The 1,734-nt window shown below is 69.8% G+C and carries 2 protein-coding genes; both read left to right on the plus strand.

The annotated features are described in order from the left end of the window. Positions 1 to 687: electron transfer flavoprotein subunit beta/FixA family protein (locus LOS8367_RS18540; RefSeq protein ID WP_085898007.1), on the plus strand; the 687-nt coding region annotated here is incomplete at its 5' end. Next, the gene (locus LOS8367_RS18545) at positions 684 to 1,610 is read left to right on the plus strand and encodes an electron transfer flavoprotein subunit alpha/FixB family protein (protein WP_085898008.1); all 927 of its coding nucleotides are present in this window, start codon (positions 684 to 686) and stop codon (positions 1,608 to 1,610) included. The genes LOS8367_RS18540 and LOS8367_RS18545, both read left to right, overlap by 4 nt. The last annotated feature ends 124 nt before the right edge of the window (positions 1,611 to 1,734 follow it).

Raw genomic sequence — 1,734 nt, forward strand, 5'->3', positions numbered from 1 at the left:
GTCGACCTGGCGAACGTGAAGATGTCGATGAACCCGTTCGACGAGATCGCGGTCGAGGAGGCGATCCGGCTGAAGGAGGCGGGTGTCGCCTCCGAGGTAGTCGCGGTCTCGATCGGCGTGAAGCAGGCACAGGAGACGCTGCGCACGGCGCTGGCGATGGGCGCGGACCGGGCGATCCTGGTGGTGGCCGCCGAGGCCCCCGATCAGGACATCGAGCCGCTGGCGGTGGCGAAGATCCTCGCCAAGGTCGTCGAGCAGGAGAGCCCCCAGCTGGTGCTCTGCGGCAAGCAGGCGATCGACAACGACATGAACGCCACCGGGCAGATGCTCTCGGCGCTCTTGGGCTGGAGCCAGGCCACCTTCGCCTCCGAGGTGAAGATCGAGGGCGAGCACGCCCAGGTGACGCGCGAGGTCGATGGCGGGTTGCAGACGATCTCGGTGAAGCTGCCGGCGATCGTCTCGGTGGACCTGCGGCTGAACGAGCCGCGCTACGCCTCGCTGCCCAACATCATGAAGGCCAAGAAGAAGCCCCTGGATGAGAAGACGGCGGCGGATTTCGACGTCGATATCAGCCCGCGGCTCGAGGTGGTGAAGACCGCCGAGCCGCCGGCGCGCAAGGCGGGGATGATGGTCGGCTCGGTCGATGAGCTGGTCGAGAAACTCAAGGATCTGGGGGTCGTGGGATGAGGGTGCTGCTTCTGGCCGAGGTCACGGATGGCGAATTGAACCGTGACGCCACCGCCCGCGCCGTCTCGGCGGTGCAGGCTCTGGGCGAGGTGACGCTCCTGTGCGTCGGCGCCAAGGCGAAGGAGGCGGCGAACGCCGCCGCGACGATTCAAGGCGTGGCCCGGGTGCTCTGCGCCGAGGATGCGCTCTACAGCCACCGGCTGGCCGAGCCGGTCGCGGCGCTGGTGGCGCAGCTGGCCGAAGGCCACGAGGTGGTCGCCGCGCCTGCGACCACGGACGCCAAGAACATCATGCCGCGCGTCGCGGCGCTCCTCGACGTGATGATCATCCCCGACGTGCTGGCGGTGCATGGCGACGGCAGCTTCGACCGCCCAGTCTATGCCGGCAACGCGGTGCAGACGGTGAAGTCCCGGGACGCCACCAAGGTGATCACCATCCGCACCACCGGCTTCGAGCCGGCGGGCGAGGGCGGGTCGGCGGCGGTCGAGGACGTGGCGCCCGCGGCCGATCCGGGCCTGTCGTCCTGGGTCGAGGACAAGCTCGCGGAGAGCGACCGGCCCGAGCTCACCTCGGCCGGGATCGTGGTCTCGGGCGGCCGCGGCGTCGGCTCGCAGGAGAACTTCGCGCTGATCGAGAAGCTCGCCGACAAGCTCGGCGCCGCCGTCGGCGCGAGCCGCGCCGCGGTGGATTCGGGCTTCGCGCCGAACGACTGGCAGGTCGGGCAGACCGGCAAGGTGGTGGCGCCCGCGCTCTACGTCGCGGTCGGCATCTCCGGTGCGATCCAGCACCTCGCGGGGATGAAGGACTCGAAGGTGATCGTGGCGATCAACAAGGACGAGGAGGCGCCGATCTTCCAGGTCGCCGATTACGGCCTCGTCGCCGACCTGTTCACCGCGCTGCCCGAGCTCACCGAGAAGCTCTGAGCCCCCGCACCCCGACCAAGGGGCCCGGCGCGCGCCTTCACCGCGCCGGGCCCACCCGCCGGCCACTTTGTTCCACAAATACGCAAACCCCGCCGCCAGCCCCGATCCCGCCGCCAAGGACAAA

Source organism: Limimaricola soesokkakensis (assembly GCF_900172345.1).
GTDB classification, from domain to species: domain Bacteria; phylum Pseudomonadota; class Alphaproteobacteria; order Rhodobacterales; family Rhodobacteraceae; genus Limimaricola; species Limimaricola soesokkakensis.